Consider the following 20874-nt stretch of genomic DNA (forward strand, 5'->3'; position numbering starts at 1 on the left):
AACTCCTTTGCTTAAATGCTATTCCAAGCTCTGGAGTCATTATCGAAAAATTTAGCAACGATGTTCTTACTATTTTAAGTTATGGATCTTGGCGACCAGAAAATGTGTGTGATTTTTGTATGTTAGGATGCGGCACTTTAAGTAAGTTGTATTAACGCAGGGGCTCCGAGGGTAAACTTTTGTAAATGTTTTTGGGAGAGGTCGGAAATATTTGATCGCTAATTGATTACTAGTCCCATTGGTGGTTTCGGTTTTTCGCTATCGCGGGGCGTTCTAATATCAAGCGTTGACGAACTTGCTATGGTATTTCCAAAGTTATCGATGGCCGTTACCCAGTACGTATAGCTAGTATTCGCAATTGCAGTCGCATCTATGAAGCCATTATTGGTAACATCGGTTCTAAAATTTGCCTTTTTTTCACCCCCCACTTCGTCAAAGTAGAATTGGAGATCTCCATCTGTTCCAATCGTCAGATTCGGATCCCAAGGTACTAGCCAATTTCGCCAAGTAATTGCATCACTCGTTGCTTGAGCATGTCCGTCAGCAAAAACCGATTCGGCTGAAAACTTATAATGTATGCTGCCGTCCCTTATAGGATAAATACTATAAATAGTATCTGCAGCGGCACTTAGAGTAAGGTAATACGTTCGCCCTTTGTTCAAAAGCGTGGCGTTGTCGAAGGAAAATTTCGCCCAGGTGTTTGTGCCAATACTAGTAGACGAGACTGTATCTCTAGCAATTGTGTTTCCAAAGTGATCAATTAGTTGAACGATTAAACCGCTCTTGCCGGATATTCGCGACAGTCTAATCGCACCGCTTGATACGAACTGACTCATTCCACTAATATTTATGATCTCTCGAACGGCGTTGGCGCCCGAGATATTCCTAGGCCCCTGCGTGATCCACACTTCGATATATCCCATGCCCTGTGCAGTTCCATCTGCATACTTAAAGTCAACGATTGCAGTCTCATTCCTTGGGTGCCACGTGCCATCGCTATATCTCAAAAATGTGCGATATTGATCCTTGTGCAATTTCGGCTGTTCGGGCGGAAGCGTACCCATCTGCAGTCCGTTGAGGCAAACCCAGTTGTTTGCTCTGTCCGAATGGATGTTAGAGAACACTAGATGGTAATACTTACCCTTTTCAACATTTGCTGGAGCACTAAAGGTAAGCAGCGGAAAATACTCATTTAGTGGGTTATTGACAATCGCGTAAGAGAGCACAGTGCCAGTTCGCAAATGCTGGTCGGAACCATCGTCGGTTTGAAGCTCCACCTTAATTATTCCGCCATTCCCCGCGTGATAACCTTGTCTATTATGGTCGTAGATAAAAAAAACTCTAACCGCTTGAATTGCGCCGGTTTTTTCTGCAATAAATTGATAATCGACTTGATTATCATATACGCGCCCTATTGGGAGATTGCTTAAAGAATTAGCCGCTATCCCTGTGCCGTATGTATTTGGTTCCACAATATTAGCCGCATCAAATGATGTGGACGATAGCTCTATGCCATTTCTGTAAACTTGAAAATTAGCAATTATGCTCGTGTCAGTAAGTCCGTCCCACGCAAGCCTAACTTCTGAGTTTGAAACTGAGGTAGCACGTAGATTGCCGATATATGAGTCAGCCCGTGCTCTGCATATAAACGACACCAATGTCAGATACGCAATTACCGCAAAGGTTCTAAACGGGTTCAATATGACAAAATTCCAAATCCTATCTTCCATTGGCCACGGCCATTTCTTAACGTTAACTTGCTTAGATCAATCAACCTCTATTACGCTTCCGTTGTGCTTTTTGGCAGCGCAGTCCTTTATTTTTTTGATTATGCCGCAACCAAATTTTATTCGCCTAAAATATTGAGTTCAAAATGGGGCTTAATGCCGAAACCAACCGCCGAAATTTGCAAGGGTCTGTATTCTCTACAGAAAAAAACCACATGCAACAATAGAAACATTACACTGACGCCCTAGCTATTTGCTAAGTAAGTCTTATCATTTTATGCTTGGCGGCATGTTTAAGATTTTCCGCCTCATTTTCGGGCTAGTTATAATTGCTGGCGTTATCTTAGTCGCAGGCTCCTACAAGCTGCGCGAGGAGGTAATTGAGAAGGTGCAATACCGCTCGCTTGCAGCGTCTTCTCTACTGCTTTCTCGCCCCATTCCCCTGCAGCGAGGTGTGGATATTTCAGAACAGCGCATTATTAAGAGACTTAAGCGCCTGGACTACAGAGGCGAGGCTGGCATTCCGAACGTCCCGGGAAGTTATTTTTTAAGCACAAACGAACTGCTTGTTTATCTCAAGGAAACGCAACTTCCTACGGGGGAATTGCAGCCAGCCTTTCTTGCACGCATTGCGCTGGATGGTTCAAAGGTTGAGAGCATCCGGGATGCGCGATTAAACAAACATATTGAAACAATTTGGCTTGAAGGAGAAATACTTTCGGCCATAGGCAGCTCAAGTTCGAGGGCAAGTTCGCCTCGGAGATTAGGAGAGTTTCCAAGGGATTTGATAGATGCAGTTATAGCGATAGAGGATGAGAGATTTTATAGCCATATTGGCCTAGACTTTTTTGCCATAGCGCGAGCCTTGTTAATAAACCTTAAGGAGCACCGCGTTGTTCAGGGTGGTTCTACAATTACGCAGCAATTGGCAAAAAACCTATTTTTTTCCTCTGAGAGAAACCTAGCTCGAAAAATACTCGAGGCTGGCGCGGCGATTCTCATGGAGACGGCGTACTCAAAGGAAGAGATTTTAGAGCTATATCTAAACGAGATATTTTTGGCTCAGGAAGGCAACGTAGCAATTCACGGCTTCCCTGAGGCGGCGAGGTCGTTTTTTGACAAAGAGCTTTCTAATCTCACACTAGCAGAAGCTGCAACGCTAGCTGGAATTATCAAAGCACCGAGTAAGTATTCGCCGCGAAGACATCCTCAAAATGCAAACCTCAGAAGGCGAATCGTCATCAACAAGATGTCCGAGTTGGGATTAATTTCCACTAAAGAGCGCGAAAAAGCTTTAGCTGAACGGATTCACGTCGTTAAGGCCACGCGGTCACAGCGAGATGCGCCATATTTTGTGGACTACATGAGTCGCCAACTAGAAACGGCGCTAAGCGACGTTAAAGACAAATTTAGCGAAATTAGAATTCATTCGGGACTGGATCGGGAGTACCAGCTATGTGCCGAGTCGGCACTTGCAGAAAATCTCGGCCAGCTTGAAAAAACCTATCCGCGTTTAAAGCGCCGTTCCTCTCCATTGCAAGCTGCGCTAATCTCAGTAGTCCCACATTCTGGCGAAACTAGAGCTTGGGTGGGGGGAAGAAGTTATGAGTTAAGCCAATTTGACCGAGTGAGCCAGGCAAAGCGCCAGCCCGGTTCTGCCTTTAAGCCATTTGTTTACCTCACGGCGCTCGATAAGGGATTAAACTCGTACAGAGTCGCGCGCCCAAGCACGACTCTGTTAGATGAACCAATGGAACTCGATGTCCCTGGTTCTGGCCGCTGGTCGCCGGAAAACTACGATAAGCGCTATCGGGGTGAAGTTACCGTGAGACAAGCTTTGACGTATTCGCTTAACGTTCCTACCGTCTACCTCGCAACAAAAGTAGGAATTGACTCCATTGCCCGCACTGCTGAATTGGTTGGTTTTGGTGCCAATTTGCCCCGCGTGCCTGCTTTAGCGTTGGGCGCGGGAGAAGTGTCACCTTTTGACCTAGCGCAGAGTTACACTACAATTGCAAACGGCGGGCAGTTGGTTCATCTTCAGCCGATAATCTCGATTACCGCTAGCGAAAAGGATTCTCCACTCTACGAATCGCTTCTGCGCACACGCTCAGTGTTTTCCGAACCGGCGGCCTTTGTTCTCACCGACATATTGCGCAGCGTGATTGAAAGTGGCACGGCAAGATCCATTCGAAGTCGCGGCTTTACTTTTCCAGCGGCAGGGAAAACCGGCACAACTAATGATGCCAGAGACGCCTGGTTTGTGGGTTTTACGCCCGCCTTGCTAACTGTAGTTTGGGTTGGGTTTGACGACAATCGCGTTACGGGTCTAACCGGCGCAAGTGGCGCCATCCCTATTTGGACGGATTATATGAAGTGCGTTGCGCCAATGGAAACTGCAAAAGACTTTATTGCGCCGCCTGGAGTGGTGTACAGAAAGATTGACACTGCCACTGGGTTATTAGCCACGCGCTGGTGCCCAGACCGAAACATTGCCGAAGAGGTTTTTGTCGAAGGAACTGAACCGATTACTGCCTGCGAACTCCACAGCCGCATCCTACCAATATACGAAAAACCACACTACCCCGACGCAACTTCCAAACCTCCAAGACGAAAACGCAAGACAAACTGGTGGAGCATTTTTTCAGAACAATAAACCAATAATCTACAACTAAGCCTTAGAGAAATGATCAAACCCCAGCTTATCGCCTAGCCCATAACTTCTTACCCAGTTTTTAGCCGTCTTGACCTCTCCGCGCTTATCTACTATTGAAATCCGATTCTCCTTATCTCCAGATGCGGCCTCTACTACGCCAATCCTACTAAGTTTAGGCATCTTACATCCGTCAACTAACTGTTCACTCATACTTGCAAGTTCTCGTGCCTTTCCTTTCGGCGCCGCAAACAACAACTCGTAATCCTCGCCAGCAGTTATGGCCATCGCCTCGTTATAACCCGCCGAAATAATTCCCTCCTGCAAGGGCACGCCGGACAAATTAATATTAAGTCGCACATCACTAGCTTCAGCTATGTGCTCTGCATCCTGCAATAGGCCATCGCTAATATCAATGAGTGCCGAAGCTAGCGACCGCTCGAGCAACAACTTCCCCAATTCTACGCGAGGAATCGGCATCTGCTGACGCCTAATAACGGCCTCACCTCTATCTACAAAACCATTTCTCTCAAGCTTGCCTTGCAAAACCAACAAACCCGCTCCCGCACCACCAATCTCTCCGCTAAGCCACACATCATCCCCAACACTAGCCCCAGAGCGTAAAATTGGTTTCTTCTTACTAACGCCGAAAACAGTAATCCCAAAAGCTAACTCACCAGCAGAAACCGTATCCCCACCTAACATCATTACCGCATGCTTGCTGCCAAGAAAATTTAAACCGCGATACAACTCCTCCACGAACTCTACGCCTACCGCATTTGTCAGCTGAAGCGTTATCACATAACCCTTTGGTGTCGCCCCCATCGCAGCAATATCACTAAGGTTGACCCCTAAACACTTTATTCCCAGCTGAAAAGGATTAGAATAGTGGCAACAAAAATGCACGTTTTCTACCAACACGTCAGTAGTAAACACCAGCCAATAATGTTCCGAAGATCCCTCACTAACGACCAAAGACGGCACAACTGCACAATCGTCTCCCGGACCAATCACGCCTAGAGGACATTTAGCACCGTGCTCACTACTAACGGCCGTCAAACGCCTAATCAATTCAAACTCGCTAACGCCAGCTAGCCGACTCGCCGAACAATCGCCCTTTGTCACAAAAGCATCTCAACCTCAAGTAATTGAACCAAAATATCGCCTAGGCAAACGCAAATCAAACGCCGTCATAACCTCATACGGAATTGTCTGCGCCCATTCTGCCACCTCCTCAACGCCGATAAACTCTTCGCCCTGCCCGCCAATAATAACCACCTCATCCCCCTCGCGAACATCCATTTCGCCAACATCAACCATGACCTGGTCCATACACACCTTACCGACAACGGGACACCGCTTGCCGCCGATTAACACCTGTCCACAGTTAGAAAGCATGCGAAAATATCCGTCTCCATAACCCACTGGCACGATGGCAATATTCGTGCCTAGCCTGGAAACCCATGAACAGCCATAACCAACCGTCTGTCCGGCAGAAATAGACTTTTTCAAAACGACGCGGGCCTTAAGTGACATTACAGGTCTTAAGGCGATTTGTTTTCTTAAATGCGCCCCGCCGTGCGCTCCATAAAGACTTAGCCCCAGGCGAACCATATCCAGGTGGCTTCCCCTCATCTGAATGGCAGCCCCCGAGTTTGCCATGTGTAGAAGCGGCGCGGGAACATTTCGATTTTTAAAAAATTTAACGACTTCTAAGAAGCGCTCTAACTGAAGTTGTGAAAAACTTAAATCCACTGCATCGGCAGTTGCAAAATGCGAGTAAACGCCTTGTACGGAGCAGTGGCAACATGAAGCGGCAATATGAAAGAGCTCATCCGCTAGGCGATAATCTATACCTAACCTGCCCATGCCCGTATCCACTTTCAGGTGAACCAGCGCGCCTTTGCCAACCAACTGCGCAAGTCGTTCAACCATCTCGAGCTGCGCAATGGACGATATAGTAATCCCCAAATCATAGTCCAAGAGAAAGCGAATATGTTCCTCTAAAACTCCGCCACAAACCAAAATCGGCATACTTATGCCAAACTGCCTTAAAGCAATCCCCTCCTCTACAATTGCCACACCAAAAGCATCCACACCTAAAGCCGCTAAATGCCTTGCACATTCGATTAGCCCATGCCCATAAGCATTTGCCTTAACGACCGCCATAACTTTAGCAGGGTTAACAAGTCGCTTGAGCGACAAAAAGTTATAGGATAAAGCTTCTAAATCTACTTCGACGACTGCGGGCCGAGAACAACTGTTGGACGGACTACAAGATACCTGATTCATCAGTTGAACTGCTGCTCGCCCACCGCTACATCGACTGACGTTGCCGAATGCGAAACTGTAGGACTTGCCGTTTCAGGATTATTAGGCAACTGCTCATGCCAAGGTGCTGCTACCTCAACCGGTTCTCCGTTGATAACCTTGATGACGCTCATCTTTCTATAAATCTCGCCACTATCGGTCATAAGCAACTTCCCGGTAACGCCCTGAAAGTCCTTAGCAACCATTAACCTCTTTCTAAACAAAGTTCCGCTGCGACTGTCCTTATCCACAAGATTTAAAATTAATTTTGCCGCGTCATACGCCTGAGCACTGAGCAGATCAGCCTCGTGCCCATATCTGTCTTTATACTCAGTTCTAAACGCTACGATTTCCGGCCTCTCGCTAAGTGCAAAATACGGGGTTACGTAAATAGCCCCTTCCACCAAATCTCCAAAACCCCTTAACATAACCGCATCATCCCACAAAGTAGGCCCGAGAATAAGCACTTCGGGCATATCTAACTTCTTAATCATTTCCAAGCCAGTCCAGGCCTTCTCGAGATTTTCTGCAACGAATATCGCCCCAACGCCCGTAAAGCGCATCTTAGAAACCGCTCCACGAAAGGATTCCTCATCGCCAGGCACATAGCTATACTCACCAACTACCTGCATGCCCTCGCGCGACACAGCGTTCTTAAACGCTAACCATAACTCCTTCCCCGAATTGTCGTCTGGAAAAACAATACCAAAACGCCTTACGCGCTGAGATGCAATGACAAAAGAAACCAATTCCTCGAGCTGATTTTTTGCCGTGGCGCCCAGCCGAAAAACACTAGGCGAAAGCTCCGGTATGCCACTCTTCCTAGTAAAAGCTACAATAGGAACTCCCAGCAACTCTGCCTCAGCAGCTACCACCTCAGTCGTCTCGGCCAACAAAGGCCCCAATACTACAGAAACGCCCACGGTCTTCACAAGGTTCTCGTAGTTATTAGCCGCCACCTGTGGGTCTCCCGCAGTATCGCTATAAACTAGGCGAACTCCTACGTCTGGCGATGTGTGACTTTGCACTGCGAGCTCAATGCCCTCCTTAATCCTCTTGCCGTAATCTCCGAAACGCCCACTAAGTGGCAACAACACGCCAATAGCAAACTCATCCGACTGTTTGGCATGTATAGAGTCCGACTCATCGATGTCTCTCTCTGAAAGAGTAGAATGCTTAGCGTTCGCAGCATAAGTTTCCGGCTCAAACCACCGAGCTATCGAGTGCGCCAGTTGACGCCCGCCCTGCTTGCGCCTGATGCGTTCCTGCATAATGACTTGATTAATAAGAGGATGCGCCCGCCATTTTTCCTGCTGGTTGTCCAACGTAGCTCCATCGAAGCCACGAACGATTCTGCGCAAGTCGCCCATTACCTGCCGCTTAAGCAAATCGTTTCCGTCGAGCTTCTCGTCTGCAAACCCCAGCCACGCCAGAGACTGCTCAAAATCGCCCTGATGCTCATAGGCAAACGCGATAATAATCGCCTCCTTAGCACCGAGCGTTGCTAGCGATATGTTATGCAATTCAGCAAAACTAGTTACTACATCTAAAGCCTTCTTAGACTCGCCAACTTTAAGCAAAGTGCCAGCTCGGCGAAAGGCCACATCGCGCTTCTGCTCAAGTGTTGCAACACGAATCTGCGCCTTGCCATATACCTCTATGGCCTGACGCAAATCTCCCTCGCGCACTAACCTAGCCGCCTCCTCCAGTTCAGCATATCCGAAGCTTTCATCGCTCCACGTCTCCCATGGAGCTCTTTCAACTGCTCGGATTTCACTTTCTCTAATAGTTGATGAATAACCTTCTCTCTCTGGAGAGCGGGAATGCTCTTTCTTCCAATCCGCCGAATGGGTGCGGCGTTCAGCCTGAGGGACACAAGAGTTTAAAGCTAGGATGCACAGGCATGACAACAACAATAGCACGTCATAAAAGCTCTTGCGAACAGCCGATACATGCCTGCACATTATAGATTCACTCAAAAAAATCTTTAACCTTCTCGAAAAAATTTCGAGACTCGTGTACTACCGGCTTTCCTTCAATCACAGCTAGCTCTTCTATGAGTTGACGTTGTCGCTCCGTCACCTGCCGAGGAACGTGAACGTAGACTCGCACATGTTGATCGCCTCGCCGCATTGTATGCATGTCGATTATACCCTTACCGCGCAAACGAAAAACCCTTCCGCTTTCGGTGCCAGCTGGAACTTTCATGCTAACATTGCCATCGAGCGTCGGTACGTCTATTTCCCCACCCAACACCGCATTGGCATAAGAAATGGGAACCTCGCACACAATCTCGGTATCTTGCCGCTTAAAAACTGGATGATCCTTGATAGAGATGACAACATACAAATCGCCAGCGTGCCCACTCCCAGTCGGCGCTGGTTCTCCTTCGCCGCGAAGTTTTAGACGTTGACCGCTATCTATACCAGCCGGAATTTTTAGCGATAGTTTAGTATTTTTTGTCTCTCGGCCCGAACCGTTACACTGCGAACATGGGTTTACAATTACCTTGCCACTGCCATCGCAAATATTACAGGGCCGACTAATCGCAAAAAAACCTTGCTGAATGCGCAGCTGGCCAGTGCCACCACACTGCTTACAACTCTCCGCTTGGGTTCCTTTCTTCGCTCCCGAACCAGTGCATAAACTGCAAAGAACAGGTTTTGGAATCTCTATCTCTTTTTCTATGCCCTTAGCCGCCTCCTCAAGAGTTATCTCGAGATCATACCGCAGATCCCTACCGGACTTAGCCGATGACGCCTTTCCTGAAGCAGCAGTGCCGAAGAAAGCCCCAAAAATATCTCCAAATATATCCTCGGCAAAACCCGAAAAATCGCGAAAACCCCCGCCACTCTCAAAGGCAGCATGTCCAAACTGATCGTACTTGCGCCTATTGTCGGGATCGGAAAGCACTTGATAAGCTTCTGTAGCCTCTTTAAACTTCTCCTCGGCCTCCCGATTTCCCGGATTGCGATCTGGATGATGATTTAATGCCGCCTTGCGATAGCTCTTCTTGATTTCATCGGCACTCGCCTCTCGACGAACTCCGAGAACCTCATAATAGTCGCGCTTAGACAAAATAAACTCCAAGTATCAAAAAACAACCCTACTTCACCTCTTCAAAATCAGCGTCGACTACATTTTCGCCATCGCCCGAACTAGCAGCTCCCTCAAATCCACCTTTAGACGATGAAGCACCATTGCTCGAAGCTCCTCCCATGCCTGCATGCCCATCTCCGCCACCACTTGCATGAGAACCCGAAGTTGCTGACTTGTACATTTCTTCTGCGAGTTTGTGTGCCGCAGTAGTAAGTTTCTCATCAGCTCGAGCTAAAGCCTCCTTATCTGCACCTTCGTCCGCCACTATTTTCTTGGCGCTCTCGAGTTCCTCCTCTATCTTGGCTCGATCTGCCGCAGATAAAGCTGAACCGTGCTCTTTTAGAGACTTTTCAGTCGAGTAAATAGTTCGGTCTAACTGATTTCTAGCTTCGACAACAGCTCTGCGCATTTTATCTTCCTCCACATGCTCCTCCGCATCGCGCACCATCTTCTTGATTTCTTCCTCATTTAAGCCCGAACTCGCCGTTATCTTAATAGATTGCTCTTTGCCAGTTCCCAAATCTTTGGCAGCAACGTGCACAATTCCGTTAGCGTCTATATCAAACGTAACCTCTATTTGCGGAACGCCACGCGGTGCTGGCGGGATACCAACCAGCTCAAAGCGCCCAAGCGTCTTGTTGTATTGCGCCATCTCCCGCTCGCCTTGAAGCACGTGAATGCTCACTGCGGGCTGATTGTCGGAGGCAGTGGAGAAAATCTGGCTCTTTCGAGTTGGTATAGTGGTATTCTTCTCGATGAGCCGTGTCATCACACCGCCCTGAGTCTCGATTCCCAAACTTAGAGGGGTAACGTCTAGCAGCAATACATCCTTCACATCTCCGCGAAGTACACCTGCCTGTATAGCCGCGCCGATTGCCACTGCCTCGTCGGGATTTACGCTCTTATTAATGCGCCCGGCACCAAATATGCGAGCAACTCGCTCCTGCACCGCCGGCATGCGCGTCATGCCACCAACCAGGATAACCTCATCAATCTCATTCGCCGAAAGCCCCGCATCTTTAATGGCGGTCTTGCACGGCCCCTCAACTCTGTCGAGCAGGGACGAACAAAGCGCTTCGAGTTTAGCCCTCGAAAGCTTAATATTCAAATGCTTTGGTCCAGACGCATCGGCTGTGATGAACGGAAGATTAATATCGGTCTCCATAGCAGAAGAGAGCTCGTGTTTAGCCTTTTCCGACGCTTCCTTTAGGCGCTGCAAGGCCATCACGTCGTTACGCAAATCAATGCCCTGATCTTTCTTAAACTCATCGGCCAAATATTCTACAAGAGCGAGATCGAAATCTTCACCGCCTAAATATGTATCGCCATTTGTAGACTTAACCTCAAATACTCCTTCGCCTAATTCCAAGATGGAAATGTCAAATGTTCCGCCACCGAGATCGAACACTGCAATTTTTTTGTCGTGCTTCTTGTCAACTCCGTACGCTAGCGAAGCAGCAGTTGGCTCATTAATTATTCTGAGCACTTCGAGTCCCGCAATGCGACCCGCATCTTTAGTCGCCTGTCGCTGGGCATCATCAAAGTAAGCCGGAACAGTAATAACCGCTTGCGATACTGGCTCGCCGAGATAGTCTTCCGCTGTGCGCTTCATCTTGGCTAAAATCTGCGCAGATACTTCCTGCGGAGTCTTCTTCTCTCCACCTAGAACAACCACGGCATCTCCGTTATCAGCTTTAGCAATTTCATAGGGGAGAACCGATTTAGCCTTAGTAACTTCCGGGCTACCAAATTTACGACCTACCAAGCGCTTTACCGCAAAAATAGTGTTCCTAGGATTTGTCACAGCCTGTCGGCGCGCAATTTGCCCCACCAAGCGCTCACCCTTATCATTAACCGCAACCACAGAGGGAGTTGTCCTACCACCTTCGCTATTGGTAATGACTACCGCATCCCCTCCCTCCATCACGGCAACACACGAATTAGTCGTTCCCAAATCAATCCCTATAACTTTACCCATAAAGCCCCTTTAAAATTATCAATTTTTGACTAAACTATTCCTAAATCTACAATACTAAAAAGACGAGATCTTTTGATAAAATGCCACTCTTTTCGCGGTATTACTTTCGATAACCATTAATTATCTAACTTGCAAGGTCTCAAATGAACTTAAAGACAACTTCTTTGTAGGCTTACACTTGCTTACTTTCGGCGGTGCTGACGTTTTTGAGACAAACTCGTTTTTAAGTCTAATCTGGCTTCCTCGACACTACTACCTGCCCTGCTCGCAATAATTTATCCTTAAAAAAATAGGTTTTCTTGAAAACCTCCAAAATAGTGCCAGGCGCATATTCTTCACTTGGAACTGCCGTCACGGCCTGATGTTTATTTGGATCGAAAAGCTCGCCCACTGCTTGCTCGCCTTTTATAGAATGGCGATCCAGAACTGACAGGAACTGTTTGTGAATCATTTCAACACCTTTAAGGATATCGCTACCAGAAGCGCTGGCATTTTGGTTTAGCGCAAGTTCTAAGTTATCAACCACTTCTAACAAATCGCGCGCCAGGTTCTCACCTGCATATCGCAACAAATCTGACCGCTCTTTCTGGGCCCGACGCTTATAATTTTCTAGATCCGCAACTGCTCGTAAATACTTGTCATAATGCTGCTGAGCCTCATCTTTCAGCGCCACTACCAAATTATCCACTCCATTAGCATCTACCTCCTTGGCGTTTCTAGGCTCATTCTCTTCAGACATATCGCAGATTGGCGACATCTCCGTATCCGCCTCTTTCTCCACATCGTCCGGATTGCGCTTGGAAGCCCTATATCCCTCTTTCGAAGCAGTCTCCACGTCTCCACACTCAGCCGAACTTTCGGAAATTGATTCACATGCCGAACCTTTGTTCATGCAATCCTCCCTGCTATTACTAAAATGCGATCCATCAACACATTTGGCTTTTTGTTTCTTCTTAGCTAGACGCCTTTTCATAACAAAACGTGATTTCTTTAATCATCCTTAGACATAAAAGCAAATTTCCGTCACCCACACCGCATCCATAATTCTATCCTTCTATGACACGGGCATAACCAGCATAACAATACACGATAAATCCCCGCACCAAACGAGCCAGAATAGTTGTCTATAAGTAAATTCTGCTGTAGTAAATAGCAACTCCAAAAACATAATATTTTTTTAGCTTCTCTATGGCCGCCTTAGATCTCGACAATGATGTTAGCAAGCACGTTGATTTTTCCCTGCAATTACTTAGGGAACCTCGCGAGGAGCACGAGTTATCGAGCAAACTAAGCGCTTTTTTAGACGAGCTTCACCCTGTTATGCTCACCTCAGTAATTAACGCCGTAGATCCTGAATATCAGAGCGAATTCATTAAGCACGTTACTGGTCTGGATCAACTAGCTGGTTTAATTGCCCATGCGGGGGATTATGTTCGCGGGATAGCCCTTAAGTTGCTAGACGATTCGCGCATTGGCGCCGTAGTTAGAAGGCTCGAGATAGACGATGCTGCTGATGTGCTTTCTATGCTTCCCCGACGAAAGCGCATTGGGGCGTTAAAGCGAGTCAGCCCGAGCCGCGCCAAAGAGATAAACAAACTGCTAGCTTACGATCGCGAAACTGCTGGCGGAATAATGACTACGCTATTTTTATCCTTTCCCGAACACATATCTGCGGACGAAGCCACTAGGCAACTCCGACAAAAGCTTCAGGACGACGACATAACTCGCGATACTGAAATATCGTCTTTTTACATACTCGATGGCGATCATCGTTTAAAAGGCGTCTGTTCGCTGCGCGAGCTATTGGCGGCAAGTTCGGTTAGCCACATATCGCAAATAATGAAGACATCTTTTTTAAGCGTTGCTCCGAACGACGATCAAGAGAAGGTAGCGCGCATAATTGCCGACTATGATTTGCACAGCGTACCTGTCCTAGATCCGGATAGCAAAAAAATCCTCGGCATCATTACCGTTGATGACATAGTAGACGTAATCGACGAAGAGCATACAGAGGATCTTCTAAGGCTTGTAGGAACGGAAGAGCAGGACAAAATTGGTGCGACCATTCCTGTCGCGATTAAGAGTCGCATTCCCTGGCTAGGCGCAAGTTGGCTTGGGGGCATAGTTGGGGCGATGTTGCTTGGCAATTTTTCCCCCGCTCTGGAGAAAGTAGTAGCGTTAGCGTTCTTCATGCCCATAGTATGTGGCATGGGTGGCAATGTAGGCTCACAAACGTCGACAATTACCGTCAGGGGGATAGCTACGGGAGAATTGGGAGACTACCGCATATTTCGCAGACTGAAACAAGAGGCATCAATAGGCATATTGTTAGGAGTGATTTTTGGCGCGATGCTGTGTCTTGTTTCCCTCTTACTTTACCACAACATCAAGCTTAGCCTGATAGTAGGCGTATCGATAATGATGAGCATGACATGTGCCACTTCCTTTGGCGCAATTTTGCCGTTCATCATGCAAAAACTTGGGGCAGATCCGGCAATTGCTTCGGGACCATTTGTAACGACGTCCACTGATTTAATTAGCATTGTAATTTATTTTTCCATAGCCTCACTGATGCTTTAGTAGAGTATGTCTCTGCCGCAGAAATTCTCGAGTCCTGGACTAGTTCTTCAGAGCAAAGCTTTTAGGGAATCGGACAGCATAGTTACCCTACTTACCCAACAGTGTGGCAAGCTAAGTGCGATTGCTCGTGGTGTTCGCCGAAGCAAGAAGCGATTTATGGGTGGGATTGAGCCTTTTGATTACGGCATATTTGAGTTAAGTTCTGCAAGGAACCGTCCAGAATGGCACACCATCGAAGGCTTATCTAACCGTCACGTGTTGCTCAGTCTTCGAAGCGACTTTTTTAAATTATCGCTATCTTCGTATTGTCTAGAGCTTGCCACGGCGTTTACGCATGAAGGTGAAAAGGACGCTGGAAGGCTGTTTAACCATATTATTCATTGTTTAAGAAGCATAGATTCCTCTAAGGATGAAGAGCACTGTTATTACCAGGTAGTTTTATTTAACCTAAGGCTATTAAGTTTTTGCGGCTACAATCCGACTGAAGATGAAAAAATCTCTCCCGCCTATCGGTCTTGGTTTGCCGACCTACTTGCAGGAAAGCTCACACACGCACATCTACCAGACCAGCAAACCCGCCATGCCTTCATGCTCTTATGTAACAACAGCCAACAAATTATCGGCCATCCCTTCGCCTCCCTACGCGACAGCTCATTAGCATTTAACGACGACTATTAGCCCCAATCCCAATCTGTATTTCTATTTCCAGGCTATACCGTTTCTAAAAAAGAACTTAAAAATCATAATTTTTGATGACTTGCCCTGGGGGAGACTCGAACTCCCACGCCTTGCGACACATGGACCTGAACCATGCCTGTCTACCAATTCCAGCACCAGGGCATTTGCGATGTATCAAGCAGAATCGTCCTGCAAAAACAACTCCTTAAAGGCCAACAACAATGGTCTATTGTGATTGCCCCTCTCTTTTAGCACACTAACAGGCCTGTGCAACGTCTTAGCAATAAGCGCGCTACAAAGCCTACCTAGGGCGCTTCTTAGCTCGCGATGCTCACTCTCACTAAAACCTTCACAATCGCGCTGTAATCGGCGCATGGTCTTTGCAATCTCTCTCTCCTGCAAATCACTACACCAGCGAACTACGTCTCTTATAACCGGATCCACCGAACGCCTCGCTAACCAAACAGAAAACTTTTCCACCTCCTCAGCAACTATTAACTCCGCTCGATCCGTCTCTAGCTCCCTTTCATCAATGTTTTGCCTGACAATATACTCAAGGTCGTCTATGTTATACAAATAAGCATCTGGCAACTCGGCGATCCCAGAGGCAAAATTTCTCGGCACACCAAGATCTATATAAAACTGCGACTCGCCACACCGCTGCGCTAACGCCTCACTCGCCATCAATCGATCTATAATCGACCCATTAGACATACTAACCGAACTTGCACCAATAATGATGTCAACCTGCGGCAGAAATTCTTCAAGCTTATGTAGAGGTAAAACTATGGCATCGAAATTCCTTCCAACTTCCACTGCCCGCTCTAAAGAACTACTAGCTATGCAAATACTTTTTACACCAGCACTCGAAAAATGCCTTAGACTTAGCGCGCCAACATCACCAGTTCCAATAAGCATCACTCGCGCATTCACAAGATCGCCAAAAATATGCCGCGCCAGCTCGCGCGCTGCATAACAAACCGATACAGCCTTGCGCCCAATATTAGTATGAGTCCTAATGGCCTTCCCTACGCCAAAAGCCTTCTGAAACAGCCTGTTGAGAATAACTGATGTAAAACCACCGTCCAGCGCACGACAAAAGGCCTTCTTAAGCTGCCCCAATATTTGCGGCTCGCCCAAAACTAGAGAATCCAAACCAGAGGCAACGCGGAATAAATGCCTAACAGCACTCATGCCATCCAAATGATAAAACTCTTCCCTTAAAGCATTTTTTCCAAGTCCTGCATTGCTCTCAAAAACACCCTCTATATGTCTCCTAGCATCCTCCAAAACCGAACCAAACGCCGGAACCACCGTAACCAACTCGACCCTGTTACACGTAGAAACCAAAACTGCTTCGCTAAAAAACGGACACTTTAAAAATTCGCCCAATAACTCTTGCTCATTCTCCACCTCCACCGCAAGGCGCTCGCGAGTGGCTATGCCAGTCTTCCGATAACTAAGTCCACTTAACAATACAGTCATAGCCGTATCGCAAAACTCCGACGCACCATCACTATTTACATCCTTGCTAGAATACATGGAATCCAGCACCCGAAACGCCAAAACTCACAAATGACGCCAATATAACCACAAAACCAGCTATCGCCCCCCAAGCAGCTTTGCGACCACGCCAACCGACCACTCTGCGCGCTAACAAAATAAAGCCATAAACTATTAGCGTAACCATCGACCAAACAATTCGCTGATCAAACACTGTAAAATCAATGCCCTTCGAAAAAGCAAAAGCTACCCCAGCAACAACGCCTAAAAACATCAAAACAAAACCAATACCTAATAACCTCTGATTAATGGCATCTAAGGCTTTTAGCGCCGGAAGCTTTCTTTGCATTACGCTAAATTTTTTTTCTCGAATTAATACGCCCTGAAAAACACGAGCGACACTCACCACAAACGCTAAACAAAACGCCACTAGGGAAAGAGCAGAACAAACCAAATGAAACGCTAAAGTAGCATCTAAGCTTATGTAAAAACTACTCGTCTCTCTCGTCAGGTGATAAGTTAAAGCGGAAAAACCCATCAAAAACGCAGTAAGCGGCATTACAAAAATCCCTAATCCGGTCAGTCGATACCTTCCTTGAAAAATTAGAAAACTTAATCCTAGCAGGAGACTAACCGCACACAGCATAGTTGGGAAACCAAGCAAGTTTGCTCGGCCGTACACTAGAAACCTAAACAACAAAAAACTAAAATGCAGGCATAAGCCAATTATCAATACGAGCTGCGCCTTTAAAACTGCGCCGCTATAAGTCGTTAAAGATTCTTTAGTATACAGGTATGCTGCTATTACATAGGCAAGGAGTGCAAAAATGAGCAGCAAATGCATGGTCATGGCACTGCCAAACTTTGCCCCGGATAAAGCAACTTGCCAATCGAGGGATTATTCCTCTGCAAATTCTTAACAGAGGTGCCGAGCTTCCGCGCAATAATACTCAAATTGTCCCCTTTCTTTACTACGTATTTTTTCCCCGCATTAGCACCCGCACTATTAGCGACACTAGTCTCCGCAACAGAAGAACCCTTGCTTGCGCTAGCCAGTCTTACCGGAGCCACCTCTGTCACGGCCTTCGCTTTGGCAGGGATAGCAAGCAAAATCCCAGCGCGTAACTTACGAGCATCTCTAATATTATTCACCCGCATCAAATCTGCTTGTCGCACCGACATTCTTCTTGCAATGGCTCCCAGCGTATCTCCGGGTCTTACCTTATATTTCGAGGCAGAGGTAGAAGTTGCCATAGCCACAACAGCAGTAGCTGCCTGTTTCGATTTGCGGCCCTTCGATAAGTAATTCGAGGTTTCCTCCGTTAATGAAAGCACCTCACCACAGCCTAGCGCCGCCACTGTCCTCTGCCCCTTACCTCTCTCCACTTTGGCAACATAATTAGCTGGTATCGTCACCTGCCCATTAAGTATCGGTTTCTGAAGACCAAGATTAAGCGCGCTAAGTCTATCCTTGCTAGCACCACTACACTGAGATAACCTTCCCAACGAAACGGGTCTTTCGATTCTAATCTCATCGAAAAACAAAGGCTTTTCCCTTACTAGCCCCGGAAAATATCGACGCCACTCTCGCTCAACTTCCAAAGCTGCGACGAACTCGGCATAAAAATTTGAGGAGGCAAAACCAAAACTGGGACTCTGATAGTTTTTAATTATCAGCTCCAGATCCTTGCTTCCAGTCTGTCGCACGGCACGAATAACACCACCCAGCCCGTGATTGTAAGAAGTAACCGCTAGCGGCCAGCTCCCTACATTGTTATAGGCGTTCTTTAAGTATTTTGCCGCTGCCCTAGAGGCCAATATCGGATCTCGCCTCTCATCTAAATGCGGGCCAACATTTAGATACTGCTTTCCCGTAGAACGCGTAAATTGCCAAATCCCCGCCGCACCTACACTGCTATAAGCTTTATAATCAAACGAAGACTCAACTAACGGCAAACGCGATAGCTCCAAGGGAAGCCCCGCAGTCCTAAATACTTCTTCAATCGCATGCAAATAAAGACCAGACCGCTCAATTCCCTGCCTAAAGCGCTCGCTAATACCAGTCTGATAGCGAACTTGCTCCACATTCGCAGCCGCCAAATAAGCACGCCGTAACTGTCGCGCTGAGGAATATTGTCGTTTGCTAAATAGCTTTTCTATCCTCCTTTCGAGCTCACTGCTTGCAGCTTCGCCGCGCCCCAATCTATTTAAGGCCTGGCGAATAGACTCTATCTCTTGTTTGACAGCTTGGTTCTTTTTTCGCCCAAACTCCCTAAAAGATAATTTTTTTTCATACTCGCTAAAGTCTAAAACGGAGTAAATTATTTCTGGATAACTCCTGTGGTGAAAGACCAAATGATTTGGGCCATATTTAGTAAAAATTAGCTTCCAAAATTCTACCCTGTCCCTCAACATGCCAGAAACGCGAAATTCGGGCGATATAACCGATATTTCCGCCTCCGCCACATTACAAAACGAAAACAAAACAGAGCTCGCAACAAAACAACACAATAGACGAACAATAAAAATCACTACCTCTTAACACCTCCAACTATTCTAAAAACCTCGTCTTCTAGCTGCATTGCATGCCCCTTAGAAACCCCATTTGAAATCACTACCACAGTGTAAGCCTTGTCGTCTGCTCCAACGGCATAACCCGCTATAGAGCTAACGCCATTAAGTGTGCCAGTCTTGGCCCACATACTTCTAACTTGCGCCTCTCTGCGCGCATTCTCTTCGACGCTATTTGCAGGTAGCCGATTCCTTACCAATGTCCGCTTCCTCAACGTCCCACTATACCCAAAGCGGGGTAGTGACGAAACAAAATCAGGCGCAATGGAAAAATCGCTATATGCCGCAACTAACACCTTAGTTAAAGCCCCAGGCGTAATTCTGTTTTCCCTATTTAAGCCCGAACCATCGAAAATCGCATAACTGTCTCGACTAATACCCAAAGTATCCAAAAAACCCGAGATGCGCTCAACCGCAACATCCTGCCGAAAATACCCCAAAGAATCCTGGCCAATCGAGTAAAAAATCTGACCAGCTATAAAATTATTACTAAACTGATTTAAATCTTTAATAATCTTTGCAAGGCTTTCGGAATAAAAAACATTTAGCAGCTTCGCCTCTCGCGCCGTTTCTCCCAGTTGAACCCCACCCCTAACCTCAACTCCAACCACCTCCAAATAATGCTTTAGCAGAGTTCCAAGATAAGCCGGCGGGTAAGCGACGCTACTATAATAAGTGAGCAATTTAGAGTTAATCCCAATCTGCCCCCTAACCTTAACGATAGTTCTTGGAAGCCTTGCTTCCAAGCTGCCATTGCCCCCACCACGCTCGTCCCCCATGGCCGTAGAACCCTCCTCTCTAACATGCGCTTTAAAATTTGCACTCTGTGGCGATTGCGTTAAAATTATCCTGTTTCCGCTTCCATTTCCAGTAACGACCTCATTAATGAGCTCAACATTCATGTCTCCACCATCCATACCGCCAGTGAGAAAGACATGTGCCTTTTTTCCAAGCGCACTCGGCGAAATGTCTACTGCATAGCTATTGTGATTAATCGAAGTTGCACTCAAACCCGCCTGATAGGGACGATTGCCACTTGCCCCAGGCGAATCGACAAACAATGTATCGTCAATTACTACGTTTTCTATCGTTTTTACGCCATTTCTATAAACAGCAGTGGCAATTTTAAACAATTTTTCATCTACTAAAATCGGATCTCCATAACCGCGAAAGTATAGATTGCCAATCGTTCCCTGCTTACCGGCTCCAACTTGAGGAAGGCGATCTACAAATATTTCGGAAGGATATGTATGTTCTCCCCCTAGGATTTTTAGAGCAGCTACCGATGTAACCACTTTTAGCACTGATGCCGGAATCAATAGTTGACTCGCGTTGTGCTGAAAAACAGCTTGTCCCGTCCGCGCATCCGCAACCACAACGCCAAATTTAGGCTTTCGCTTAGCGCGTGCAAATTTTTGATTTGTTCCTACAACTAACTGCGTCAGCTCGCGAACCACATCTGCTTTAACTATACCAACAGGTAGCAGCAGTGAAAAAACACAGTAACAAATAAGTAATCTAATGCTAAATTTTAAAACCATACTCAAAATCTTTCACTAAGCAGCAATGACGAGTGCCCGCACAGTAGCAACAATACGGACAAATCAAATTCGTAGAAATAAATAATTAGATTAGCAAATCTTAGCAAATAATTCTAAAGAAAAATTTGTCTAAGATTTACAACAAGATAAAATATGCAGTGAAGCTATGCCAACTACTGAACGAGAATTATAGGATTATTGTTTAGGATAGAGGCAATGGCAAACTGAATTTGC

General features: G+C 46.7%; 14 protein-coding genes and 1 tRNA gene. 3 read left to right on the top strand and 12 right to left on the bottom strand.

Annotation, left to right across the window (positions count from 1 at the left end; all coding sequences use genetic code 11):
* Positions 1 to 218: 218 nt before the first annotated feature.
* On the bottom strand, positions 219 to 1730 hold the full coding sequence (locus IT291_10160; GenBank protein MCC6221590.1) for a hypothetical protein: 1512 nt from the start codon (positions 1728 to 1730) through the stop codon (positions 219 to 221).
* A 286-nt stretch (positions 1731 to 2016) separates the two neighbouring features.
* Between IT291_10160 and IT291_10165 the strand changes: the two genes are divergently transcribed.
* On the top strand, positions 2017 to 4383 hold the full coding sequence (locus tag IT291_10165) for a PBP1A family penicillin-binding protein (protein MCC6221591.1): 2367 nt from the start codon (positions 2017 to 2019) through the stop codon (positions 4381 to 4383).
* Positions 4384 to 4398: 15 nt separating this feature from the next.
* On the opposite strand, the gene thiL is transcribed toward IT291_10165, so the two are convergent.
* From thiL to IT291_10195, 6 genes are all read right to left on the bottom strand, one after another.
* Entirely contained in the window at positions 4399 to 5505 is a 1107-nt protein-coding gene (gene thiL / locus IT291_10170; GenBank protein ID MCC6221592.1) for a thiamine-phosphate kinase, read from the bottom strand.
* A gap of 15 nt (positions 5506 to 5520) precedes the next feature.
* Positions 5521 to 6672, bottom strand: coding sequence for an alanine racemase (alr, locus tag IT291_10175; GenBank protein MCC6221593.1), 1152 nt, complete (start codon positions 6670 to 6672; stop codon positions 5521 to 5523).
* On the bottom strand, positions 6672 to 8669 hold the full coding sequence (locus IT291_10180; GenBank protein MCC6221594.1) for a penicillin-binding protein activator: 1998 nt from the start codon (positions 8667 to 8669) through the stop codon (positions 6672 to 6674). The genes alr and IT291_10180 overlap by 1 nt, the downstream gene beginning before the upstream one ends.
* Positions 8662 to 9768: a molecular chaperone DnaJ gene (dnaJ, locus tag IT291_10185; GenBank protein ID MCC6221595.1), complete on the bottom strand. Its 1107-nt coding sequence runs from the start codon at positions 9766 to 9768 to the stop codon at positions 8662 to 8664. The genes IT291_10180 and dnaJ overlap by 8 nt, the downstream gene beginning before the upstream one ends.
* Positions 9769 to 9796: 28 nt before the next feature.
* The gene (gene dnaK, locus IT291_10190) at positions 9797 to 11767 is read right to left on the bottom strand and encodes a molecular chaperone DnaK (protein ID MCC6221596.1); all 1971 of its coding nucleotides are present in this window, start codon (positions 11765 to 11767) and stop codon (positions 9797 to 9799) included.
* A 229-nt stretch (positions 11768 to 11996) separates the two neighbouring features.
* The gene (locus tag IT291_10195; protein MCC6221597.1) at positions 11997 to 12659 is read right to left on the bottom strand and encodes a nucleotide exchange factor GrpE; all 663 of its coding nucleotides are present in this window, start codon (positions 12657 to 12659) and stop codon (positions 11997 to 11999) included.
* A 296-nt stretch (positions 12660 to 12955) separates the two neighbouring features.
* Here IT291_10195 and mgtE point away from each other — a divergent pair, with 296 nt between their 5' ends.
* Together mgtE and recO are read left to right on the top strand one after the other, a co-directional pair.
* On the top strand, positions 12956 to 14347 hold the full coding sequence (gene mgtE, locus IT291_10200; protein ID MCC6221598.1) for a magnesium transporter: 1392 nt from the start codon (positions 12956 to 12958) through the stop codon (positions 14345 to 14347).
* A gap of 6 nt (positions 14348 to 14353) precedes the next feature.
* Positions 14354 to 15025 carry a DNA repair protein RecO gene (gene recO, locus IT291_10205; GenBank protein MCC6221599.1) on the top strand — a complete coding sequence of 224 codons (672 nt, stop codon included), beginning with the start codon at positions 14354 to 14356 and terminating at the stop codon, positions 15023 to 15025.
* An 80-nt stretch (positions 15026 to 15105) separates the two neighbouring features.
* Here the strand turns inward: recO and IT291_10210 are convergent.
* The 5 genes from IT291_10210 to dacB all read right to left on the bottom strand — a co-directional run bounded on the left by IT291_10210 (position 15106) and on the right by dacB (position 20640).
* A tRNA-Leu gene (locus tag IT291_10210) sits at positions 15106 to 15187 on the bottom strand.
* A 12-nt stretch (positions 15188 to 15199) separates the two neighbouring features.
* Entirely contained in the window at positions 15200 to 16567 is a 1368-nt protein-coding gene (locus tag IT291_10215; protein MCC6221600.1) for a glutamyl-tRNA reductase, read from the bottom strand.
* Complete coding sequence (ccsA, locus tag IT291_10220; GenBank protein ID MCC6221601.1) at positions 16557 to 17378, bottom strand: cytochrome c biogenesis protein CcsA; 822 nt, start codon at positions 17376 to 17378, stop codon at positions 16557 to 16559. Before ccsA ends, IT291_10215 begins: the two co-directional genes overlap by 11 nt.
* A complete protein-coding gene (locus IT291_10225) occupies positions 17375 to 19012 on the bottom strand; it encodes a transglycosylase SLT domain-containing protein (GenBank protein MCC6221602.1) in 1638 nt (545 codons plus the stop codon). Before IT291_10225 ends, ccsA begins: the two co-directional genes overlap by 4 nt.
* 47 nt (positions 19013 to 19059) lie before the next feature.
* Entirely contained in the window at positions 19060 to 20640 is a 1581-nt protein-coding gene (gene dacB / locus IT291_10230) for a D-alanyl-D-alanine carboxypeptidase/D-alanyl-D-alanine-endopeptidase (GenBank protein ID MCC6221603.1), read from the bottom strand.
* Between the last annotated feature and the right edge of the window lie 234 nt (positions 20641 to 20874).

It is taken from the genome of Deltaproteobacteria bacterium (assembly GCA_020845775.1).
Classification (GTDB): Bacteria; Bdellovibrionota_C; UBA2361; order SZUA-149; family JADLFC01; genus JADLFC01.

Bases quoted from the DNA above. Each gene is read 5' to 3' on its own strand.
- dnaK (MCC6221596.1), bottom strand. From the start codon at position 11,767: ATGGGTAAAGTTATAGGGATTGATTTGGGAACGACTAATTCGTGTGTT.
- IT291_10215 (MCC6221600.1), bottom strand. From the start codon at position 16,567: ATGTATTCTAGCAAGGATGTAAATAGTGATGGTGCGTCGGAGTTTTGC.
- dacB (MCC6221603.1), bottom strand. From the start codon at position 20,640: ATGGTTTTAAAATTTAGCATTAGATTACTTATTTGTTACTGTGTTTTT.
- alr (MCC6221593.1), bottom strand. From the start codon at position 6,672: ATGAATCAGGTATCTTGTAGTCCGTCCAACAGTTGTTCTCGGCCCGCA.
- mgtE (MCC6221598.1), top strand. From the start codon at position 12,956: ATGGCCGCCTTAGATCTCGACAATGATGTTAGCAAGCACGTTGATTTT.
- recO (MCC6221599.1), top strand. From the start codon at position 14,354: ATGTCTCTGCCGCAGAAATTCTCGAGTCCTGGACTAGTTCTTCAGAGC.
- IT291_10195 (MCC6221597.1), bottom strand. From the start codon at position 12,659: ATGAACAAAGGTTCGGCATGTGAATCAATTTCCGAAAGTTCGGCTGAG.
- IT291_10165 (MCC6221591.1), top strand. From the start codon at position 2,017: ATGTTTAAGATTTTCCGCCTCATTTTCGGGCTAGTTATAATTGCTGGC.
- ccsA (MCC6221601.1), bottom strand. From the start codon at position 17,378: ATGACCATGCATTTGCTGCTCATTTTTGCACTCCTTGCCTATGTAATA.
- IT291_10160 (MCC6221590.1), bottom strand. From the start codon at position 1,730: ATGGAAGATAGGATTTGGAATTTTGTCATATTGAACCCGTTTAGAACC.